Consider the following 18,418-nt stretch of genomic DNA (forward strand, 5'->3'; position numbering starts at 1 on the left):
TCCATCTCAACGCCCTGAAGCCCCGCGCCAAAGCGCCCGCCCCGCCTCGTCGAACAAGGGTTCGCCCGTCGAGGACAATAGGGTTGCGCCGCAATCTTGCGCGCGTTGACATTACGGCGTGGGTCCACGATGGTATTCGCATGTACGCTCCTGCGACACATAAGCGTTTTCGCGACCACGCCGGCCAACTCGCCGCACGCGGTTAGCCCGAGCTCGCGGCCAATGCCGCTTGAGTTCGGGCTTTATTCGATCTGACCTTTGGGACGCGCGCTGCGCGCCCATGATCTCGAATGTGCGGAAACCGTAAAATGGCCGACAATATCTCGAAATCCGACGATCCTTCTGCGAGCGATCAGAAGCCGCCGGTTCGCAGCCCGTCGCCGCAGCCTTTTCTGAGAATGCGCCCCAAACACTTCTTCTCGAACAAATTCGACATGGAAATCGTCGAGGACTATTCCAAAGCCGATGCTGCGGGCGTGCCGGAGGGGAAGCGGAACTGGCTCGGTAGACTTATGGAGCTGAACCTTCTGCTTCTGATCCTTTTGATCGGCGTGCCGGTACTGGTGTATTGCATCCTGTCGTCGGCGGCCTGACCCGGAACCGGGCCTCCACGCCCACCCGGCTCGGCGGGCCACGGGCCGCGCCGCGTACCTGGTCCATCTGCCCCCGGCGCGTATTGTCTTCGCCAGGGGGACGCTTCACACCGCAAGCCATGCCTTCCAGCCGACCCGACATGGCCGATTTCACCTATTTCCTGGCGATCGCGCGACACCGCAGTTTCAGTCGCGCTGGGCTCGAACTCGGCGTCACCGCTTCGGGCCTGAGCCATGCGCTGAAGGGGCTGGAAGGACGGCTTGGCGTGCGTCTGCTCAACCGCACCAGCCGCAGCGTCACGCTCACCGCGGCCGGGGAGGCGCTGCGCGATGCGGTCGAAGGACCGTTCGCCGAGATCGCTGTGGCCGTGGAAGGCCTCAACCGCTTTCGCGATACGCCGGCCGGGCGAATACGCCTCAACGTCGTTGCCGACGCTGCGACCTTGCTGCTCGGGCCGGTGATGTCGGCGTTCGCCGACCGCTATCCCGACGTCGAGGTCGACATCGTCGCCAGCAACCGGATGATCGATGTAGTCGATTCCGGGTTCGACGCGGGCATCCGTCATGGCGGCACGGTGCCGGAGGACATGATCGCACAGCGGCTGTCCGCCGACCTGCGCTGGGTGGTCGCGGCTGCGCCGGCGTATCTCGCGCGGTTCGGTACGCCGGCGACCCCCGCCGATCTCGTTCGGCATCGCTGCATCGGCGTGCGGCTGGGGGACGATCGCATCTATCGCTGGGAGTTCGAGGGACCGGACGGGGAGTTCGCCGTGCCGGTCGCGAGCCGGATCACCGCCGACGATGGCCGCGCCATGCTGGCGATGGCGCTCGGCGGCGCCGGACTGGTCTATGGCATCGCGCCGATCTTCGCGCCTTATGTCGCATCCAGTGCGCTGTCGCTGGTGCTGGAGTCCTGGTCGACGACCGGCCCCGGCTACGAGTTATATTACCCGAGCCGCCGCCATGTGCCGACCGGGCTCCGGGCATTGATCGACTTGATCAGGGAATTGCAGCCGCTCGGGCGGTGATGCGAAACGTTGAGCGTTGCTCACAGGTCCTTGGAGCGCATCGGGGCTAATCGCCGTCGCTGAACAGGCTTATCTCGCCCGGGAAAGACGCTGCCGCGTTCCGAGGAGAGCTTCGCTGACTACCGCAACCCTGATCGAAGCCGAGCACGGCCGCGCGTCGCAAGCCCCCGCATGGGGCGCCGTGTACGCGATGACGCTCTGCACCTTCGTGCTGGTGGCATCCGAGTTCATGCCGGTCAGCCTGCTCAGTCCCATTGCAGCCGATCTCCGACTCTCTACAGGCCAGACGGGCCAGGCGATCGCGATCTCGGGCCTGTTCGCGATGATCGCCAGCCTGTCGCTCGGCCGGGTGATCAACGGCATCGATCGCCGCGTCGTCCTGCTCGGGCTGACCGCCTTGCTGATCGTGTCCGGCGCCGTGGTGGCCTGCGCGCCGAGCTACGCGATGCTGATGCTCGGACGCGCGGTGCTCGGGATCGCCATCGGCGGCTTCTGGTCGATGTCCGCGGCGATCGCGATGCGGTTGGTGCCGACGGAGGCGGTGCCCAAGGCGCTCGCCATGCTCAACGGCGGCAACGCGCTCGCCACGGTGATCGGCGCGCCGCTGGGCAGCTTTCTCGGTGGCCTGATCGGCTGGCGGGGCGCTTTCTTCTGCGTGGTGCCGATCGCGATCGCCGCTACTGCGTGGCAGGCCTTGGCGCTGCCGTCGCTACCCGCCGAACGACGCGTCGGGGGCAGCGGCATGTTGGTCCTGTTGCGGCGCAGGACGGTCCTGCTCGGGCTGGCCGGCGCGGTGTTGCTCTTCATGGGCCAGTTCGCGCTCTACACCTATCTGCGTCCGTTCCTCGAACAGGTGACGCGCGTCGGGCTGGGCACGTTGTCGACGCTGCTGCTCGTGGTCGGCGTCGCGGGGTTCGTCGGCACGACGCTGATCGGTCGCCTGATCGGCCGCCGGCTTCACCTCCTGCTCGCGGCGATCCCGGCGATCATGGCCCTCGTCGCGGTCGGCCTGGCGATCTTTGGGAGGTCGGTCGCCATCGTCGCGGTGCTGCTCGCCGTCTGGGGCTTCGTCGCCACCGCGGCCCCGGTCGGATGGTGGACCTGGTTGACTCGCGCCGCGCCCGACCATCCCGAAGCCGGTGGCGGGCTGATGGTCGCGGTGGTCCAGTTCGCAATCATGTCCGGGGCGACCATCGGCGGCCTGGCGTATGATGCCACCGGACCGAGCACGGAGTTTCTCGGCTGCGCGGCGATCCTCGGCGCGGCAGCAGCGGTCGCGCTGTTCTGCGGCACCGACCGGGCCACCGCCTGACCGCGTCCCGCACCCCCTCGCGCCGGTACGCGCACTATCTCTCGCGGCCGACGAACCCACCGAAGCCCGCAACGCATGCGGCGATATCTCGCCTAAATCACCCACAAGGAGTCGTTCGATGCACCTCAAGCGCGCAGGATCACAGCCGTCGCAACCCGGCCCAGCCGAGTATTTCACCGGCAGCGTACGTATCGACCCGCTGAACGCGCCACCTGCCCCCGCCCGTCATTCCTGCGCGGCGGTGACGTTCGAGCCCGGCGCGCGGTCGCACTGGCACACCCATCCGCTCGGTCAGACTCTGATCGTCACCGCCGGCTGCGGCTGGACGCAGTGCGAGGGCGAAAAGATCGTCGAAATCCGCGCCGGCGACGTGATCTGGTGTCCTCCAGGCCACAAGCACTGGCATGGTGCGACCCCGACGACGGCGATGACCCATATCGCCGTCCAGGAGGCGCTCGACGGCAAGAACGTCGAATGGCTCGAACCCGTCACGGATGCGCAATATGCCGGCGTTCGGGACGACGCCTGAGACCGTGCCGCGCCGCTCGCCCCATCCACCAGATTCGCGAACCGGCTAATAGGGTGTGGAACACGGATGCGCGGCTTGATAGCTTGGGCAATGCCTATAATTTCCGCCACGCGCATCGCTTCCCTGCTGGTACTTACGACGCTCGGCGCATCGGTCATGGCCAGAGAAGACAGTCCGGCGCGGACCGTCCGCTTCGTGGGACCGGTCGAGCGGGTTATCGCCGCCAGCCTCCCCAACTTGTCCTCTAGTCTGGCCCGGCTGGAAGCGATCGATCCGACGCAGCCGCTGGGCGACGGGAGCACCGCACAGACGCTGAGCCTGTTCGGCCGGGAAGACCTGATCGCGGCGAGCAGCAAGGATTATCAATCGAAGGCATGCGCGCCGGTCGCGGCTGCGACGGACGTCCTGACCGAGATCGAGCGACGCGCACGGACGACCTCGATCGTCATCATCACCGAGAGCCACGAACGCACCGACCATCGCGGATTCAGCGCCGCGGTCGCCACGCGGTTGCGGCCGCTCGGGTACGATACGCTGGCACTGGAGACGCTGTCTGCGTCGATGCCCGGCACGCCGACGCGATATCTGCCGGCGTTCGTCCGGCAGCCGGCGCTGCCGTTTTTCGAGGACGGCGACGGCCATTATCTCTCGGAGGCGGGATACGGGCGGCTCGGTCGACGTGCCAAGGCGCTCGGCTATCATCTCCTGGCCTACGAGTTCATCGATGAACATCAGGCGGCGGACGCGACGATGGACCAGCGGATCGCAACGCGTGAGGAAGGGCAGGCGCGCAACCTTGCCGCCTACGTACACGATCATCCCGGCGCCAAGCTGCTGGTCCATGTCGGCTACTCGCACGCCGCGGAGGTGCCTCGGGCCGACGACACCCGGTGGATGGCCGCGCGGCTCAAGGCGACGACCGGAGTCGATCCGCTCACCATCTCGCAGACGACGTGTCGCGGCGGCGGCGGCGAGGTGCGGCTGGCCGCGCTGCCGAACGACGAGCCGCCCGGCACGTTCGACCTGGTCGTCGATCACCCCACCGCGCGCTTCGTTCGCGGACGCCCCCTATGGCGGCAGCGGGCCGGCGACCTGCCGGTCATCATCCCGCGCGGGCTGTATCCGGCAAGCGGCTGGCGCGTGGTCGAGGCCCGCCCGGTCGGCGAGCCCGCCGCCTCCGTGCCACTGGACCGGATCGCGATCCGCGCGGGCGATGATGTCGCGCTGATGCTGCCGGCAGGACGCTATCGGTTGCGGGTGATCGACTTGGGACCGGCGCGAGGATCGGAAACGCCGGGTAAGCAGGCCCTGTGAACGGCAGGCTTCACGCTTGATCCCTGCGCGCCAGCGCGTCCGCAAATCCAGCCCGCTCAGCGGATCGTGACGATCACCTGGTCGGCGGCGCGACCGGCTGCATCGACGAGCCGCAACCGGTGCCGGCCCGGCGGAGCGAAGAACAGCAGTTGTTGCGCGGCGGGGCCGAGGTCGCGATTGTCGAGAAACACGTGGTGCGCGCGGACGTCGCCGGTGGTCTCGATCGCGAGGCGCTGGCGGTCGGCGGGGATGTCGGGGTCGATCGCGTAGACGCTCCCCGAGGCGGGGTTGACGATCCGCGCGCGCCGGGCGGTCGCTGGCGCCGCGGCGATCAGCGACTGGCCGGTGCCGCGGAGAAAATAGTCCATGCGGGGCTGCTCGATCGCGTCGGCGAACGCGATCCGGCGACGTTCGACACCAGCCGGCATCGGTGGTCCTCGATCGTCGTCGCGTCCGAGCGCCAGCATCACGTCGCGCCACACCGGCGCCGCGCCGCTGGTGCCCGAGACCGCGCGCATCGGATCGCCCTCGACGTTCCCGACCCAGACCGCGACCGTATAGCGGCGCGAGAATCCGACGCACCAATTGTCGCGCATGCCTTTCGAAGTGCCCGTCTTCACCGCGGTCCAGAACGGCAGGCGTAGAGCCGAGTCCAAGCCAAAGGTGGCGGCGCGGGCATTGGGGTCGGCCATCATGTCGGCGACGATCCAGGCGGCGGCTGGCGTCGTGACCGGGCGGGGTGCGCTGCGGGGCGCATCGGCGGTGAGCCTTAGCGGGGACCAGCGGCCGTCATTCGCGAGCGACCGGTACGCGTCGGCCTGTTCGAGCAGAGTCACCTCCGCCGATCCGAGCGCAAGGCTGAACCCGTAGTAGTCGCCGTCCTCGACGAGCCCACGATAGCCCGTATCCCACAGCCGATCGCGAAACGGCTCGACCCCGACCAGCAACAGCGTCCGCACCGCGGGCACGTTGAGCGATCCCGCGAGCGCGCTGCGCACCGATACGCGCCCCTTGAACCCGCGATCGTAGTTCTGCGGGACGTAGAGCCCCGACGCAGTATCGAGTTGCACCGGGGAGTCGTCCAGCACCGAGGCCGGGGTCAGGTATCCGCGCTCGATCGCCTGCGCGTAGAGGAACGGTTTCAGGGTGGACCCGGCCTGGCGATAGGCGTTCGCGGCATCGACCGCTGGCGCGGTCGAGGCACCGCCGATCCCGCCGACATAGGCGAGGACGTCGCCGCTCGCATTGTCGATCACCACCGCAGAACCGTCGCGCGCGCGCGATCCGCCGAGCCCGAGCAGCTGGCGACGCAGCGCGGCGGCAACGGTGCGCTGGAGCGCGGCATCGAGCGTGGTGGTGATCCGCAGACCGGGCTTGGTCAGCAGGCGATCGGCGAGATGCGACGCGAGTCCCGGATCGAGCGCCAGCGTCCGCACCGGGCCGAGCATCGACGCGGCCTCGCTAGCGAACCGCGCGCAATCGCCCACGCCCCCCAATCGGCAGGCCCGCGCGGCGATGCGGGGAGCGGGCGCCTGCGGATCGGGGAGCAGCGCGGTCAGCAGCAGCGCGTCGTCGCGTGCCATCGCCGCGGGGGTCTTGCCGAACAGCGACAGCGCCGCTGCACCGATCCCCTGCGCCTCGCCGCGGAACGGCGCGAGGTTGAGATACGCCTCAAGGATCTGGTCCTTGCTCCAGGTCATCTCCAGCGATCGAGCCGCGCGCATCTGGCGAAGCTTGTCGCGCCAACCGCGTGCGCCGGGCATGGCCAGCGTCGGCGACAGGAAGGCCGCGACCTGCATCGACAGCGTACTGGCGCCCCTGCCCCGCTCGCCCTTCGCGCGCGCACCAACCGACCCGAGGATCGCCAGCCAGTCGACGCCGCCGTGGCTGCGGAAGCGGGCGTCTTCCGCCGCGACGACGGTGGCGGGCACGACCGGCGCGATCTGGTGGAGCGGTACCCACGCCAGCCGACGCGCGGCGAAATTGACGCGGGCGCTGTCGATCAGCACGCCGTGGCGATCGTAGAGCCACGCCTCAGACGGCTTCCACGCAGCGCGCACCTGCGCATAGCCTGGGAGCGGCGGTGGGAACGTCGCCCAGTCGAACCCGACCGCGGCCAGGATCAGCACCAGCAGTCCGGCAAGCGCCGCGCGCTGCCTCATCGATCCGCGACGACCATCGTCTGGTTCGGCACCGCGGCGCGAATTGCGGGCGAGTACATCGCCTCGACCCGGCTAGGCGGCATCTGGAACCGGCCGGCACCGTTGAGCCGCAGCGTGTATGTCACGGTGGTTGTCCCCTTGGGCAGCCAGGCGAAATAGGCGCGCCACGTATCGCGGCCGCGTTCGACATAGCTCGGCCCCCCGCCCTCACTTTCGCCGGCGCCGCCCTGCTGAAGCAGTTGCGACTGGCCGCCTAGATCGCCGATCACGGTCGCGCCGGCGGGCACCGGATCGCTGATCGCGACCCAGTTGCGCTCGGCGGTCGCCTCGACCGACAGCGTCACGCGGAGCACGTCGCCCGTCGTCAGCCGCCCTGCCGTGCGCGCCTGCACGACGTCGACTTTCCGCGTCAGGCGATAGCCCGCGAACAGCGGTTGCCGCAGCGGCACGGCCGCCGAGATCGACACGGTCGCCCACGGCCCCGCCCCGCCGCCTTGCGCCAACCGCAGCGGTCCGGCGGCAGCGAGCGGGAACGACACCGTCCGCGCCGGTTCCGGCAGCGGCCAGCCGCGCGCAACGCTACGCCCGGCATAGGACAGCATCGTCGTCCCCGTGACCGCCTGCGCCGGATACACCTGCGCGAACCGCCGTGCGGCGATCGCCCCCCAGGCGTTGGCGGTGGTCGTGTCCCAATGCCCGCGCGACTGGCGCAGCGCCGTGCCGACCATCAACCGCGGCGCATCGTCCTGCCAACCCGGCCGCCCGAGCACCGCCGCGGTCGCCTTGTTCGCCGCCTCGTCCGCCGACGACATCAGCCACCACGACGCGTCGGCCGAGTCCGACAGGTCGAGCCGCGTACCCTCGAACACCAGCCGCGTGCGCAGCACCGCCTCGGCCTGCGCCTTGGCTTCGGTCGACGCACCAGGGATCGCCGTCAGTGCGGTGATATAGTCGGCAAGGCTCGCGGTCGGCATCTCCGCGGGCGTCATCCCGATCTGGCCGAGCATCGCCGGGGTGGCCTCGCCCTGCCGCGCCAAGGCCGCCAGCGCTGCGACCTTGGTCAGGCGGACGTCGCCATAATCCTCGTGTCGCAAGCGTCCGTCGAGCACTGCCTTCATCGCCTCGATCATCCGCGCGCGCTGCACCGGCGGCAGCGACAGGTTCGCCGCGCCCGTCATCGACAGCACATAGGCAGTCAGCGCCTCCGACCCCTGCAGGCTGTCGCCGGGGAAGTAGCGGAGCAAGCCGTCGGGCGCCTGATAGGTCGGGATTTCGCCCGCCAGCGTCGCCCAGCCCGCCATGTCGCCGAGCACGACGATCCGCGACAGCCGCTGTTCGAAACAGTTGAACGGATAGCGGCTCATGTAGTCGCGGACCCCGGCGAGCGACGGCGCCAGCGTATCGGCAAGGCGGATGTCGACGCTGCCGCGACCCGGAAGCGCCCCCATCGGCGGCGCGATCGGGATCAGCGTATTCTCCCCGACCTGCGCGAGCGTCGCCGCCCAGATCTCGGTCGGCACCGCCGGGATGACGTCCTGCGTCACCGTAACCTGATCGGTCGCGCGGCCGTCGTTGCTGCTGGCACGCACCGTCCAGCGCAACGTATCGACTCCGGACGGCGCAGTGAGGTTCCACGCCACCGGTGCCGCACCACCCGCGGGAATGGTGACGGTGAGCGGCTTGCCCTGCGCGATCCGTGGGAAGACGTCGACGTTCGCCGTGACCGTCATCGCGCGGTCCGATCCGTTGCGGAGCGTGAACCGCGCGCCGTAGAAATCACCCGATCGGACGAGCGGCGGCATGCCGGCATAGAGCGACAGATCCTGCGCGGTACGGATGTCGGTGCTGCCGGTACCGAACGCCTGCGCGCCATCGGTGGCGATCGCGACGAGCTTGAACGACGACAGCGCATCCGACAGCGGCACGGACACGCGCGCACGCCCTTGCGCATCGAGCGGGACATGACCCTTCCACAACAGCACCGGTTGGAAGTTCTCGCGGTTGAGCCCCGACAGGTCGCCGCCGCCACCGCCGCCACCCGCTTCGAGCGCCTTGCGGCCATAATGCCGTTTGCCGACGACCTGCATCTGCGCGGTCGCGGTCAGGACGGACAGCGGGCGATCGCCCATCATCGCGTCGAGGATGTTCCAGCTGTCGTTCGGCGCGAGTTGCAGCAGCGCCTGGTCGACCGCGGCAAACGCGACATCGGCCTCGCGCGCGGGGCTGCCATCGGGCTTCCGCACTTGGATCGCGACATTGGCCGTGCCCCGCGGCGCATAACGCTCGCGGTCCGCCTTGACCGCGACGGCGAGCGTATGGCCTTCCCAGCCGACCTTCACCTTGGCGATGCCGAGGCGGTAGGCGGGCTTGGCGAGATCGACCAGCGCGGTCGGCTCGGCTGCGTCCTCGGGCGTATCCGACAGCCCGAGCGTCCGCGCGATGCGGTGAATCCAGCTCCAGAACCCGCTCTCGACGCGACCGCGCACGACCAGCACCGAGACATAGACGTCGGGCGCATAGGCCGCGTCCATCGGCACCTCGATAACCGGGTCCCTGCCCGACAGCTCGGTGACGAAGCTCGACAACACCCCCTCGCGCTCGACGCTGACCAAAGCGGTGGCAGAGCGGAACGGCATCCGTACCTGGAAACGCGCGGTCTCGCCCGACGCATAGGTGAGCTTTTCTGGCACGACGTCCATTCGGTCGCCATTGTCGCCGCCGAACCACCAGTCGTCGTTCCCCGCGAGCCACACCGACTTCACCGCGCGGGCGACGTTGCCGTCGGCATCGGCGGTGGTGACGACCGCGTAGATCTCGCCCGAGACGCCCGGATCGGCCTTGCACTGCGCGAGCCCCTGCGCATCGGTCGTCGCGCTGCACGAAGCCGACAGCTTGGTCGTCCGCATCCGGTTGTCATAGGCGTAGAACCCGCCGATCAGCCGCCGCCGAGCGGTCAGGATCTGGCGGCTGTAGAGCGCGACGGATAGCTTCTGCCCCTTGATCGGTTTGCCGTCGGTATCGAGCGCGACGAAGCGCAGGCGCAGATCGTCCGCGCGCATCATCCAGCCATCGGTCGCGACGCCGAGCTGCACGGCCGAGGCGTAGATCGGGATCGATTTCGACGCGGTCAGCGTCTCGCCGTTCGCATCGCGGTAATCCATCTCGACCTGCATATCGGTCGTGCCGGGGAGGGTCTGCGGCATGTCCACCGTCATCCGCCGCGTACCGTCGCTGCCGAGCGTTGCGGGCAGCATCTGGGTCGGCGGCAACGGCGTCTTCGCATCCTCGCCTTCGCCGTCGAGCGGCTTGACGCCCTCGCTGATCGGTTCGCCACCAAAGCTGAACTTGTCGTAGCCGACAGGCGTCGCACTATGCGCGAACCAGCCGATGCGGACGTCGACCGGCAGGCCGGGGGCACCGCCGCCCGAGAGATAACCTGCGAACAGATCGAGCTGTGCGGTGCGCGGCTTCACGAGCGCGGTCTTCGGGCCGGTGACGCTCGCGCGCATCGTCGGCAGGCGGTATTCGTCGACCTTGAACGACTGCGCGGATTCGGTGGTGGTGTTGCCGACCACGAAAATTAGGTCGTAATCCCCCATTGGCGCGCCCTTCGGAGCGGTCCAGACAGTCTCGCCGGTGCCGTTCGCGCCGATCGTCACGGGCATCTCGAACTGCGTGTCCGAGCCGCGATGCGACAGCCTGAGCGTGCCGGTGAAGCCCGGCGCCAACGAGAAGCCGCGCGCGTCGGGGCGGCGCAGGATATGCTTCATGTGGATCGTCTCGCCCTGGCGGACCAGGGCGCGATCGAACACGGTGTGGATGATGTCGGTCGCCGCCGAATAGCCATAGGACAGGTCGAAATCGAACGGCCGGATGCCCTCGCCCCAGTCGGTCAGCGTGAAGCTGAAATCGTCGCCGGTACGCGCCGAGATCATCAGCGGATGCGACGAACCCTCGCCCTTGCAGCTGCCATAGGTCTCGGGTTCGGGCAGCCCGCGCGCGACCATTAGCCCGCCGCTCTTGTCGGTCGCCCCGCGTGCGAGCGGCTTGCCCGTGCAGCTGTCGCTGACCTGCACCACCGCGTTCGCCACCGGCTTGCCGGTCGACAGCCGCGTGACCCACGCGAGCGAGCGATCGCGCCCCCATTCGAAATGCACCGCCAGATCGGTGACCAGCGCGGCGCTTGCCACATAGCGCGGCACGTCGCGACCGAGAAGCGCACGGCCGAGCGTCGGGCTGGCGAGTTCGACGACGTAGAAGCCGGGCTTGCCGAGCGGCAGGCCGACGACCTCGAAGTCCTTGCCCTTGCCCGGCAGGTCGAGCTTGAAGGGGTCGCCTTCCCCACCGCTAGCCCCGCCGCCGCCACTCCCGAACAGCAGCGGTTTCTCGCCGGTATGGTTGATCTGGAGCGGTTCGGCACCCTTGCGCTCGATCGTCTGATAGTCGGTCTTGCCCGCCTCCTCGACGCGCCGCAGCCACGCGGCGATCTCGCCGTCGGTGCCGCCCACGCGCAGCCGCTGGCCGCCGATCCCCGCGGTCTGGCCTTGCAGCGACGGCTCGACGTTGCGGACGGTGACGGGCAGCACGCCGCCCTGTTTCGCCTCGAGTATCCCGAAATCGGCCGCGAACTTGACGAGCGGCGGCGCCTCGTCGAACTTCACCTCGAGCGGAAAGCGTTCGCGGTTGGCGAGTATCCGGCCGCTCTCGTCCTTGAGGTCGGCGGGGATCGACACGTTGCCACGCGTCGCGAAGGGCAATGGTGCCGCGAACGTGACCTGCTCGATCGTCGCGCGGGTCTTTTCCTCGTCGCTGAACACGGGCGCGATCGACTTGCCGTCGGCGAGCGTCAGGCGGACCTGCGTCGCCGCGCTCATCGGGACCGGCGCAGAGAACCGCAGATACGCCTTCTCGACCGGGCTGCATCCCGCCGCGGTATTGACGCGCGAACATTCGAACCGCGCGGTGAAGGGTTTCCGAACGGTGAAGTCGAACCGCTGGTCGGCACCGGCGAGCTTGCCCCCGGCGCTCGCGATGTTCGCGCCCCACACCAGCGCCATGTCGCGGCCCGGCGGCAGCGGGCGGCGGCATTTCAGCGCGGTAATGCCGGCCAGCGCGCGCTGGCGCGATGCGGTATCGGCGGGAATCGTCTTGGGCAGCCCGGCGCTTTCGAGGAAATTGCTGACTGCGTAGTTGTTGCCCAACCCGGCGAGCAGCTTCCCCGGCAGATCGGGCGCGAGCACGTCGACCGCGATCTTCTCGCCGATCCCGTCGACCGCGCAATAGGCGTTGGCGGCGATCGATTCACGGGTCGCGAGCATATTCGCGGCGACCAGGAACACCTGGTCCTCCTCGATATCACCCTCGCCGGGTAACACCGCACGGGCGATCGGACCGCCGGCATCGACGGTAAAGCTCTCCGCATCGACGCCGTAGCCCGCCGCGCTCTTGAGTCCCTCGCGCGTCGCGAGCGTACAGCGCGTTCCGCCGGGCAGGCCTTGCGCGAAGTCCCAGACATAGGTCTGCGGATCGACCCAGCGCCCTTCGCCCGACACCGCGCACTCGACCTTCAGCGGCGAGGCGGCGCGCGGATCGCCCAGCGGGACGATCGCGTCGCTGAACCGCACGGTAAAGCGCGTGATCGCGCCGTCCGAGATGTTGGGCGTGGCAAGCGTGACGTGCGGCGTATCGCCCCCGAACGCGGCAACCGGCGCAACGACGATCGCTAGCGCCGCCCACAGTCTAGCAAATCGCATCCCCGCTCTCCCCGCCGCCAGAATAGGGATCCGGGAGCGCTAGTCCAGACCGTTCCCGTCGAGATTAAAATACGGCGTCACGCTGTACCCACGAATAGCCCGTTCGACAGGGCGTACATGACCATGATGGCATTGAATACACGCAGGAGTCTTGGGCGGGTATCGCGGAGCTTCCCGATAACTCAGTATGTTCACCGGCAACGCGCGGGATCGAAAGTATAAATTGCGCAATGGTAGCGCTCTCTTTATCGTGACGACCAATAACGATAAAACAGGGGAGAGCGATCATGGTACACGTGATGAGCAACAACGCGTCAGGTGGGGGCGTGCGCCGTCGCCGTTCGGGATTCGGGCTGGCGCGACTCGGTTTCGCCGCAGCGATGATCCTGGCGACTCCGGTCCAGGCGCAGTCCGACCAGATGACGCCGATCGCGATTCCCGCGCAGACCGACGCGATCGTTCTCGGCACCGGCAAGCTGCCCGGCGCGACCGCACCCGAAGCCTGGCACAGCCAATATGGCAGCGTGTTCGCGCGCAACGTCACGATCGCCACGCTGACCCCGTTCCTGCCCGACCCGTCCAAGGCGACCGGCACCGCGGTGATCGTCGCGCCGGGCGGCGGCTTCAAGACGCTGTCGATGGAAAACGAGGGTTATGACGTCGCGCGCGCGCTGGCCGCGAAGGGCGTCGCCGCGTTCGTGCTCAAATACCGCCTCAATCCGACGCCCGAGGCGATGCCCGCGTTCGAGAAATCGATGACCGCGATGTTCTCGTCGATCGCGCGGGCGCCCCGCCCCAAACCCGATGCGATGATGGCGGGACTCGCGCCGCAGATCGCCGACGCGCGGGCCGCCTTCGCGCTGGTCCGCAAACGCGCCACCGAATGGCATGTCGATCCGACGCGCATCGGCATGGTCGGGTTCTCCGCCGGCGCGATGCTGACGATGGCGACCACCGTCGCGGGGGGCGATGCGAAGCCCGCGTTCATCGGCAACATCTACGGACCGCTCGCGGCGATGACCGTCCCCGCCGGCGCCCCGCCGCTGTTCGTCGCCCTCGCCGCGGACGATCCGTTCTTCGGCAATAGCGGGTTCGGGCTGATCGAAAGCTGGCATGCGGCCAAGCGTCCGGTCGAGTTCCACCTGTTCGAACAAGGCGGCCACGGCTTCGGCATGTACCCCAAGACCACCACCAGCACCGGCTGGTTCGACGAGTTCACCCGCTGGATGGCGATGCACGACCTGCTCAAGCCCGCGAAGTAACCCCACCAAGACCTTGACGACCCGGCGGCCCCGCGAGCGCTCGATAGAAGCGCCGCCGCCGGACGAAACTGCAGACATCATCAGGGAGAGGCCTGTGCCAAGATCGGCGTTTATCGCTTTGCTCGCATCCGTCGGTGCGTGCGTCGTTCCAGCATTTTCCGGAGGCGCCGGAACGGCCTCCGCCCAATCACTTACCGCGACGCCGGCCGGGACGCTGGAAACGCAGGGGCTGTCGGTGATCATCGACCAGAACCAGTTCAGCCCGATCTTCTTCGACGAGAAGAACGCCGGTATCCAGATCGTCCTGCACGGCAATCGCCTCGCGACCGACGGCGCCGTGCGGCTCGATCCCACCCCCGAACAATGGGCGCGGGTGCCCGCGTTCGTCAGCCATACCAAAGGCAGCGAACCCAACCAGATCGTCGTCCGCTCGACCTACAAGGACGTGAACCTCGCTTATGCGGTGAAGGTGACCGCGGAGGGCGACGGCTTCCAGATAGCCGTCGATCTCGAACAGCCTTTGCCCGCCAGCCTCGTGGGCAAAGCTGGGTTCAACCTCGATTTCCTACCGACCGCCTATTTCGGCAAGACCTATCTGATGGATGCCGCGCCGGGCCTGTTCCCGCGCCATCCGACCGGACCGATGGCGAAGGACGGCTCGGGCGATCCGCTGCCGATGGCGAGCGGCGGCAAGTCGGTCACGCTGTCGCCCGAGGATCCGCTGACCCGCGTGACGATCACCTCGGATCAGGGGCCGCTGTCGCTCTACGACGCGCGCAATCGTGCGCAGAACGGCTGGTTCGTCGTCCGCTCGATGATCGCCGCGGGTGCGAAGGAGAATGCGGTCGTCTGGCATGTCCGGCCCAACGTCGTGAAGAACTGGGTGCGCGAGCCGGTCGTGTCGTTCAACCAGGCGGGCTACACGCCGAACCGGCCCAAGATCGCGCTGATCGAACTCGATCCCAAGTTCAAGGCACCCGCCGACGCTGCTCTCGTCAGGCTGACCGCCGATGGCGGCCAGCAGACCGTGCTGCGCGCCCGGACGCAATCGCGCGGCCGTTGGACACGCTACGATTACGCGGCGTTCGATTTCTCGACGGTGCGCGAACCCGGCATCTACGCGATTGCCTATGCGGGCAAGACGACCAACCCGTTCCGGATCGCCGCCGACGCGTATGACCGGATCTGGCAGACCTCGCTCGACACCTTCATCGCCGAACAGATGGATCATGTCGGCATCAGGGAACAGTACCGCGTCTGGTCGGCGCCGTCGCATCTCGACGATGCGCGCCAGGCGCCGCCGAACATAACCCATTTCGACGGCTACAAGATGGGCGCGACCCTCGACTCGCCGTTCAAGGCGGGCGAGCACATCCCCGGCCTCGCGGTCGGCGGTTTCCAGGATGCCGGCGATTACGACATCCAGACTCCCGAGAACGCCTCGGTGGTGCGCGATCTCGTCTGGGCGCGCGAATTGTTCGGGCTCGACTGGGACGAGACCAGCGTCGACGAGGCCGCGCGAGCGGTGGAGATCCGCAAGCCCGACGGCGTCGAGGACGCGGTCCAGCAGATCCGCCACGGTACGCTCCAGCTGCTCGCGCAGTACAAGGTGTTCGGGCACGCGATCGTCGGCATCGTCGACCCGGCGCTGCGCCAATACGCGCATCTCGGCGAAGCGGGATCGCAGACCGATGGGCTGCTATACGACGCCGCGCTGAAGCCGACCGAGCGCAAGGGTGGCGCGTCGGGGGCACAGGACGATCGCTGGGCGTTCACCACCGACCTGCCCGCCAACAATTTGCTCGTCGCCGCTGCGCTCGCCGCCTCGTCGCGCGCACTGGCGTCGAGCGATCCGGCGATGGCGAAGGACGCGCTGACCGCGGCGACGGCGATGTGGGCCAAACAGCAACGCGGCATCGCCAAGTCGGGCGACGGTCGTGATGACTCCTCATCGCCGCGCTCGGCCGAGGCGGCCAACGTCGCGGCGACGATCGAACTGCTGATCACCAGCAAGGGCGACAAGGCCTATGCCGATCGCCTGCGCCAGTTGTTGCCCGTGATCCGCCAGAATTTCGGCTGGATCGGCGGCGTCGCGGTGCGGGCGATCCCGTTCATGGATGCGGACTATCGCGCGCAGTTCGCGCCGCTCGTCCAGCAGTTCAAGGCGAAGGCCGATAGCGACCGGGCGCGCAATCCGTTCGGGGTGCCGATCAGCGACGGCTCCTGGGCCGGATCGAACCAGGTCGTCAGCTTCGGCACCTCGATGTACCTGATGCACAAGGCGTTCCCCGAGCTGATCGGCACGGGCTATACGCTCGATGCGCTAGACTATGTGCTCGGGCGCCACCCCGCCAACAACCTCTCGCTGGTATCGACCGTCGGCACCGACTCGAAACTGATCGGCTATGGTCACAACCGCGCCGACTACAGCTTCATCCCGGGCGGGATGGTGCCGGGCGTGCTGATCGTCAAACCCGACTTTCCCGAGTTGAAGACCGACTGGCCGTTCCTGTGGTTCGAGAACGAATACACCGTCAGCACGACCTCGGCCTATATCCTCGCGGCGCGCGCGGCGATGGCGGCCGCGGCTGAAGCCAAGTGATGCGCGCCCTCTGGGCGATCGCGGCGCTGGTCGTGGCGGGGTCGGCGGCGGCACAGGACCCCGCGCCGGTGCCGGCTCCGACCTACACGTCGATCCCGCTATGGCCGAACGGCGCCCCTGGATCGACGGGACGCCGCAAGGAGGCGGAGGTCGGCCGCGACTATTGGGTGCGCAACATCCACGATCCTTCGCTGCTCGCCTTCCCCGCCGCGCCCGCGCACCGCAACGGCGCGGCGATCGTCGTCATCCCCGGCGGCGGCCACAAGCTGCTCGTCTGGACCAACGAGGGGACGAAAGTCGCCACCGCGCTCAACCGCATGGGCGTCACCGCGTTCGTGCTAAAGTACCGGTTGGCGAACGAACCGGGCTCGCCCTATTCGGTCGAGGGCGACGCTGCCGACGATGCAAGGCGCGCCGTGCGCTGGGTCCGCGCGCACGCCGCCGACTACGGAATCGATCCGCACCGCGTCGGCGTGATGGGCTTTTCCGCAGGCGGTGAACTCGTGTCGCTGATCGCCGACAACCCAGAGCCACCTGCCCGGCCCGTGGTCGACGCGATCGACCGCCAGTCCGAGCGCCCCGATTTCCAGGTCCTCGTGTTCCCCGGACCGCGCGGCATACCGGCAAAGGCGATCGCCAGCGCGCCACCCGCGTTCCTGATCGCCGGCAGTCGCGACGCCTGTTGTGCCGCACCGCCGGTCGCGCTCTACGAACAATTGCGCAAGGCGGGCGTCTCGGCCGAGCTGCACATGTATGCGGACAGCGATCACGCGTTCAATCTCGACGAGTCCGACCGCATCTCGATCCTGCACTGGCCCGACCGGTTGAACGACTGGCTCGCCGACAGCGGCTGGCTGTCCCCCAAACCTGCCACACCGCGGAAGTAGCGCGATAATTGTTCGCGGGCGCGCGGACGAAACGCCGGGCCATGCGTTGGGTGATGTCTGATACTGGACGAAGGACGCAGCGTGCCGCACTTTCTCGTCGCCGAGAGCGAAACCGCCGACGAGCGTGACGCACGCCGCCAGCATACCGGCAAAAGTTCGGGCGAAAGCTACGCCGCCACGCTCGAACAGCTTCGTCCCGATGCCAGGATCACGATCGTCGCCCCGGCGGACGACGATGCGGAGGTCTACGACGCGACCGAGATCGCAGCGTTCGACGCGGTTTTCGTCACCGGTTCACCGCTCCACGTCTACGACGACACCCCCGAGGTTCGCCGCCAGCTGAGCTTTATGCGCAACGTCTTCGCCTCGCGCACGCCGTCATTCGGATCGTGCGCTGGCCTGCAACTCGCGGTGGCCGCAGCGGGCGGCACGGTGCGGAAAATGCCCGGCAAGCTCGAGGCCGGGCTCGCCCGCCGGATCACGCCGACCGACTCGGGGCGCAGCCATCCGTTGCTCGCGGGCCGGGCAGCCAGCTGGGACGCGCCTGCGATCCACGGCGACGAGGTCGAGCGCCTCCCCGACGATGCCCCCCTGCTCGCCAGCAACGCCGTCACGACTATCCAGGCGGCGGAAATCCGCCACGACGGCGGGATGTTCTGGGGTGTGCAATATCATCCCGAACTGGCGCCCGGCGAGATCGCGGTGGCGCTACGCCGACAGTCCGACGACCTGATCGAGGCGGGTCTGGCAGACACGCCCGAGGACGTCGAACGCCGCGCCGCGCAACTCGACGCGTTGCACGACGACCCCGGTCGCCGATCGATCCTCTGGGCGCTCGGCGTAGACAACGAGTTCGCGCAGGAAGCGAGTCGCCGGATCGAGCTGACCAACTTCCTCGATCATTTCGTCGCGACGAGCGCCGATCGTTCCGATCACCAACACCAGTCCAACGCCCCCCTTCCCGCTTAACCCAAGG

The 18,418-nt window shown here is 68.3% G+C and carries 11 protein-coding genes; 9 read left to right on the forward strand and 2 right to left on the reverse strand.

Features of this window, described 5'->3' with window-relative positions:
* The first annotated feature begins 308 nt into the window (after positions 1-308).
* The 5 genes from ASG20_RS08340 (at position 309) to ASG20_RS08360 (ending at position 4,776) form a co-directional block, all read left to right on the forward strand.
* Complete coding sequence (locus tag ASG20_RS08340; RefSeq protein WP_056050978.1) at positions 309-593, forward strand: hypothetical protein; 285 nt, start codon at positions 309-311, stop codon at positions 591-593.
* A gap of 140 nt (positions 594-733) precedes the next feature.
* Positions 734-1,621, forward strand: a complete 888-nt coding sequence (locus ASG20_RS08345) for a LysR family transcriptional regulator (protein ID WP_231420279.1) — start codon at positions 734-736, stop codon at positions 1,619-1,621.
* A gap of 190 nt (positions 1,622-1,811) precedes the next feature.
* Complete coding sequence (locus ASG20_RS08350) at positions 1,812-2,933, forward strand: MFS transporter (protein WP_056052852.1); 1,122 nt, start codon at positions 1,812-1,814, stop codon at positions 2,931-2,933.
* Between the two features lie 118 nt (positions 2,934-3,051).
* Positions 3,052-3,462 (forward strand): (R)-mandelonitrile lyase, encoded by a 411-nt coding sequence (locus tag ASG20_RS08355; RefSeq protein WP_056050983.1) that lies wholly within the window; start codon positions 3,052-3,054, stop codon positions 3,460-3,462.
* A 90-nt stretch (positions 3,463-3,552) separates the two neighbouring features.
* The gene (locus ASG20_RS08360; protein WP_156364184.1) at positions 3,553-4,776 is read left to right on the forward strand and encodes a hypothetical protein; all 1,224 of its coding nucleotides are present in this window, start codon (positions 3,553-3,555) and stop codon (positions 4,774-4,776) included.
* 56 nt (positions 4,777-4,832) lie between these two features.
* Here the strand turns inward: ASG20_RS08360 and pbpC are convergent, their stop codons facing one another.
* Together pbpC and ASG20_RS08370 are read right to left on the reverse strand one after the other, a co-directional pair.
* Complete coding sequence (gene pbpC / locus ASG20_RS08365; RefSeq protein WP_056050986.1) at positions 4,833-6,938, reverse strand: penicillin-binding protein 1C; 2,106 nt, start codon at positions 6,936-6,938, stop codon at positions 4,833-4,835.
* Positions 6,935-12,691 carry an alpha-2-macroglobulin family protein gene (locus ASG20_RS08370; RefSeq protein ID WP_056050987.1) on the reverse strand — a complete coding sequence of 1,919 codons (5,757 nt, stop codon included), beginning with the start codon at positions 12,689-12,691 and terminating at the stop codon, positions 6,935-6,937. The genes pbpC and ASG20_RS08370 overlap by 4 nt, the downstream gene beginning before the upstream one ends.
* Positions 12,692-12,978: 287 nt before the next feature.
* On the opposite strand from ASG20_RS08370, the gene ASG20_RS08375 reads away from it, so the two are divergent.
* The 4 genes from ASG20_RS08375 to ASG20_RS08390 all read left to right on the forward strand — a co-directional run bounded on the left by ASG20_RS08375 (position 12,979) and on the right by ASG20_RS08390 (position 18,411).
* On the forward strand, positions 12,979-13,953 hold the full coding sequence (locus tag ASG20_RS08375) for an alpha/beta hydrolase (RefSeq protein WP_056050988.1): 975 nt from the start codon (positions 12,979-12,981) through the stop codon (positions 13,951-13,953).
* 94 nt (positions 13,954-14,047) lie between these two features.
* The gene (locus ASG20_RS08380) at positions 14,048-16,555 is read left to right on the forward strand and encodes a glycoside hydrolase family 9 protein (protein ID WP_231420278.1); all 2,508 of its coding nucleotides are present in this window, start codon (positions 14,048-14,050) and stop codon (positions 16,553-16,555) included.
* A complete protein-coding gene (locus ASG20_RS08385) occupies positions 16,555-17,442 on the forward strand; it encodes an alpha/beta hydrolase (RefSeq protein WP_056050990.1) in 888 nt (295 codons plus the stop codon). The genes ASG20_RS08380 and ASG20_RS08385 overlap by 1 nt, the downstream gene beginning before the upstream one ends.
* Positions 17,443-17,523: 81 nt before the next feature.
* Positions 17,524-18,411 carry a type 1 glutamine amidotransferase gene (locus ASG20_RS08390; protein ID WP_156364186.1) on the forward strand — a complete coding sequence of 296 codons (888 nt, stop codon included), beginning with the start codon at positions 17,524-17,526 and terminating at the stop codon, positions 18,409-18,411.
* The last annotated feature ends 7 nt before the right edge of the window (positions 18,412-18,418 follow it).

This window comes from Sphingomonas sp. Leaf198 (assembly GCF_001424005.1).
Taxonomy (GTDB): domain Bacteria; phylum Pseudomonadota; class Alphaproteobacteria; order Sphingomonadales; family Sphingomonadaceae; genus Sphingomonas.

Excerpts from the sequence above, each read along its gene's own strand:
- ASG20_RS08340 (WP_056050978.1), top strand. The coding sequence starts at position 309 with ATGGCCGACAATATCTCGAAATCCGACGATCCTTCTGCGAGCGATCAG.
- ASG20_RS08345 (WP_231420279.1), top strand. The coding sequence starts at position 734 with ATGGCCGATTTCACCTATTTCCTGGCGATCGCGCGACACCGCAGTTTC.
- ASG20_RS08350 (WP_056052852.1), top strand. The coding sequence starts at position 1,812 with ATGACGCTCTGCACCTTCGTGCTGGTGGCATCCGAGTTCATGCCGGTC.
- ASG20_RS08355 (WP_056050983.1), top strand. The coding sequence starts at position 3,052 with ATGCACCTCAAGCGCGCAGGATCACAGCCGTCGCAACCCGGCCCAGCC.
- ASG20_RS08360 (WP_156364184.1), top strand. The coding sequence starts at position 3,553 with ATGCCTATAATTTCCGCCACGCGCATCGCTTCCCTGCTGGTACTTACG.
- pbpC (WP_056050986.1), bottom strand. The coding sequence starts at position 6,938 with ATGAGGCAGCGCGCGGCGCTTGCCGGACTGCTGGTGCTGATCCTGGCC.
- ASG20_RS08370 (WP_056050987.1), bottom strand. The coding sequence starts at position 12,691 with ATGCGATTTGCTAGACTGTGGGCGGCGCTAGCGATCGTCGTTGCGCCG.
- ASG20_RS08375 (WP_056050988.1), top strand. The coding sequence starts at position 12,979 with ATGGTACACGTGATGAGCAACAACGCGTCAGGTGGGGGCGTGCGCCGT.
- ASG20_RS08385 (WP_056050990.1), top strand. The coding sequence starts at position 16,555 with ATGCGCGCCCTCTGGGCGATCGCGGCGCTGGTCGTGGCGGGGTCGGCG.